This window comes from Methylobacterium sp. WL64 (genome assembly GCF_008039945.1).
GTDB lineage: Bacteria > Pseudomonadota > Alphaproteobacteria > Rhizobiales > Beijerinckiaceae > Methylobacterium.
The window spans coordinates 1-3,810 of record NZ_VRVA01000230.1; the positions used below are offsets into that span (position 1 = coordinate 1).

Annotated in this window: 3 protein-coding genes; all 3 read left to right on the top strand. The window is 68.0% G+C overall.

All coding sequences use genetic code 11. From position 1 onward, the window contains the following. Positions 1–715, top strand: a 715-nt coding sequence (locus tag FV242_RS33120; protein WP_187278674.1) for a MobA/MobL family protein, incomplete at its 5' end; no start/stop codon positions are given. 337 nt (positions 716–1,052) lie between these two features. Further along, positions 1,053–1,373 carry a plasmid mobilization relaxosome protein MobC gene (gene mobC / locus FV242_RS33125; RefSeq protein WP_187278675.1) on the top strand — a complete coding sequence of 107 codons (321 nt, stop codon included), beginning with the start codon at positions 1,053–1,055 and terminating at the stop codon, positions 1,371–1,373. Then, a complete protein-coding gene (gene traA, locus FV242_RS33130) occupies positions 1,345–3,792 on the top strand; it encodes a Ti-type conjugative transfer relaxase TraA (RefSeq protein ID WP_187278676.1) in 2,448 nt (815 codons plus the stop codon). Before mobC ends, traA begins: the two co-directional genes overlap by 29 nt. The last annotated feature ends 18 nt before the right edge of the window (positions 3,793–3,810 follow it).

The window sequence follows — 3,810 nt, forward strand, 5'->3', positions numbered from 1 at the left end:
CCAGGCCGGCCGGTCGCGGGTTGCCGAAGCGGTCGCCCGTCACCTTGTCGATCGCTACGGCCTGGCCGCTGATTTCGCCATCCACCAGCCGGGCAAGCAGGGCGACCACCGCAACCATCACTGCCACATGCTCACCACGACGCGCCAGCTGACCCCTGACGGGCTTGGCCGCAAAATCCGTGACCTGGACCAGTGGTCGAACGGACCGCGCCACATCAAGGCCTTTCGGGCCTTCCTGGCCGGCACGATGAACGAGGCGCTTGCGGCCGAGGGGAAGGCGGGACGGGTCTTTGTCGAGCATCGCAGCTTCAAGGATCGCGGCAGCAGCCAAAAAGCGACCCGCCATAAGGGCAAGGCCCAGACCAATGCCCGTCGCCAGCAGATGCAGCAGGATCGCGCCACCTGGATGAGAACCGAACGCGACCGCCAGACCGAACGCCACAGGGAGGAACGCCGCGCCCTCGATGCCCGCCACGAACAGGCGCGCGCGGCAAGAGCCACCCTGCCCTCCTTCGATGCCCGCGCTTTCGCCGCCGTGCTGTCGAAGGAGTCCGCCGCCATGACCGAACGCCATCGCGCCGAGGATCGCCAGCTCGACAAGGCCATGGCCGCCCGCGTTGCGTTCGATCGCGTCACCGAGAGCATGGAACGGCGGGCGGAAGTCGGCCGGGGCGAGCGCGACCACCAGCAGGAGCGTGACGGCTACGATCGTTGACGATCCGATTGACTGGAATCGTTGTATTGTCTCCAATGTTGCAAGAGAAAACGGCCGTTATTACTGGCAAAACTGACAGTTCAGGGCCGTTTTCTGACCCTCACTTATGGTAATGACTTAACGATAACTTTACGAGATTTGGTTATCCTCGATTGGAGGGTAGCCAGATGTGTTTTTGCTAGCAAAAACCTCTGGCCAAGGGGGGCCGATCCCCCTCTGGACACCCTGTGCGGGCCGGCATGAACTGGCTCGTGATGGTGGTGAATGGTGGAGCATGGCAAGGCCGAAAAAAGCGCCGCACGAGCAACGCAGCCGTCAGGTCAACGTCCGCATGACGTTGGCCGAACTGCTCGAACTCGAAGCCCTCGCGGCCGGCCTCGGCATCACGCCCGCCGACTTCATCCGACGCCGCACCTTCGGTTACTCGCTGCCGCGCCGGCCGGACGCGCAGGAGGCCCTGCTCAAGACCGTCTCCGTCCTTGCCGCCACCGGCAACAACCTGAACCAGCTCGCCCGCCACGCCCATGCGGGACGCCTGCCCCATGCCGACCGGCTTGCGGTGGTGCTGGACGAGATCGAAGCCCAGCAGGAGCGCATCTTCCTGATGCTGGATCGCTTCGATGACTCCCGTGGTCACGAAGCTCGGCCGCAGCTTTAAGGGCGCTTTCGCGTATTACCTGAACGACAAGCGCGGCCCGGACTCGGACGGCACGACGGACGCGCGCGTCGCCTGGACCGAAACGATCAACCTCACCACGGCCAACGTGAAGAACGCCGCGCGCGTCATGGCGGGGACGGCGACCTCGACCGCTGCCCTGAAGAAGGCGGCCGGCGTGAAGGCCACCGGCCGGAAGCTCGAACGGCCCGTCTACGCCTACTCCCTCTCCTGGCATCCCGACGAGCGGCCGACCAAAGAGGACCAGCTGGAGGCGGCGCGGGCCACGCTCGCCTTGCAGGGGCTGGAGGAACACCAGGCGGTGATCCTCGCCCATACCGACACCCACCACGCGCACGTGCATATCGTCGTGAACCGGGTTCACCCGACGACCGGCGTTGCCGCCAAGCATGGCAATACCAAGCTGGCCCTGTCCCGTTGGGCGCAGGCTTACGAAAAGAGCCGGGGCCGCATCTTCTGCAAGGCCCGCGTCGAGAATAACGCCCGCCGGGACGAGCGCATCGCGGCCAACGATCCGCGCGCGGCGCGCCCCGTGTTCGAGTTCGACCGGGCCACGAGCAACGACAATCTCACAACCGTCATGGCGGCCTCCGCCGAGAAGCAGCAGGACGCCCACCTGTATGCGATGGACCGCGCCTTGCGGGCGAGCCATGCCCGTCAGTGGCGGGCGCATGAACGCTTCTATGATGAAGCCGTGCGGTCCCTCCGCGCGGCCGGCATCCGCACCCTCGCCGCTCTCGCGGGCCTGCGAGCGGATTTCCTGTCCCGGTGCGCCCAGCTGCGTGCGTCCCAGGCCCGGCAGCGCGAGGACCAGCGCACGGCCTGGCGCAGGCGCAGCAACGAGCGCCAGACCAATCGCGCCCGCTTCGACGGCAGGGACGCGCGCCGCGCCGCGAAGGGCGGCAGTCGCCGCCGCATCATCGGGGCTGTCGATCCGGCCGCCATCATCGCCAGCCTCACCGAGCAGGCCTCCACCTTCACGCGCGGCGACCTGGTGCGCCACCTCTGGAAGCATTACCCGCCCGACGTGCTGCGCCAGGCCATCGCCGCCGTCATGGCGTCGGACGAGCTGGTTCATGTCGGAACCGATCCGAACGAACGCGCCCGCTACACGGCGCGCGACCTGCACGCCCTCGAACGCCAGATGGTCGCGGATGCGCGGGCCATGCACGAGGCCGACCGCCAGGCGGTCCCCCCTGCCCTCCTCGCCATGGCGTTGCGCGGCAGCCCCATCACCCTGTCGGCCGAGCAGGACGCCGCCTTGCGGCATGTCACCGGGTCCGAGGGGCTGGCGGCCGTAGTGGGCTTCGCGGGCGCAGGCAAAAGCACCCTGTTCAGCGTGGCGCGGGCAGCGTTCGAGGCGCAGGGCTACCGGGTCCGCGGCGCGGCCCTGTCCGGCGTGGCCGCGGACTCCCTCGCCCACGGTGCCGGCATCGAAAGCCAGACCCTCCATTCGCTGCTTTACGCGCTCGATAAGGGACGCGACCGCCTGACCGACCGCGACGTGCTGGTGCTGGACGAGGCCGGCATGATCGGATCGCGCCTTATGGCGCGCCTCCTGAAACATGCGCGAACGGCCGGCGCGAAGGTCATTCTGGTGGGCGACCCCGAGCAGCTGCAAGCCATCGAGGCGGGCGCCGCGTTCCGCGCGATCGTGGAGCGGTACGGCGCGGCGCGCCTGAAGGAAGTTCGCCGGCAGCGGGAGGCCTGGCAGCGCGCGGCGACCGCCGCGCTTGCGACGGCACAGACGGCCGATGCGCTCGATCGATACGAGCGGGAAGGCATGGTGCATGCGCACGCCACGCACGCCGACGCGATGAAGGCGCTGATCGGACGATGGAACGAGGCCCGCCGTGCGGCTCCCCATCAGTCGCACATCATCCTGGCCTATACCCGCGCCGACGTGCGCGCCCTGAACGACCGGGCGCGGGCCATCCGCCGCGCGGCCCATGAGATCGGCATCGGACAGAAGGTGGAGACAGCGCAGGGCGTGCGCGAGTTCGCGCCCGGCGACCGCATCTATTTCCTGAAGAACGACCGCGACCTGAATGTGCGGAACGGCAGCCTCGGCACCGTCGAGCGCATCGCGGGCGACTATCTGACCGTGCGCCTCGATGACGGCCGCAGCCTCGCCATCGACGTGACGCTCTATCCGCATCTCGATCACGGCTATGCCGCGACTGTCCACAAATCGCAGGGCGTCACCGTGGACCGCGCCTACCTGTTCGCCTCCCGCTACATGGACCGCCACGCCGCCTATGTCGGCATGACCCGGCACCGCGACCGCCTCGACGTGTACTGGTCGGCCGACGAAATCCCCGACCGCGCCGGCCTCGCACGCATCTTTGGCCGCGACCGCGCGAAGGATACCAGCCTGGATTTTGGCACAGAGAAAGGATGAGCCGCTATGGTGGTTTGG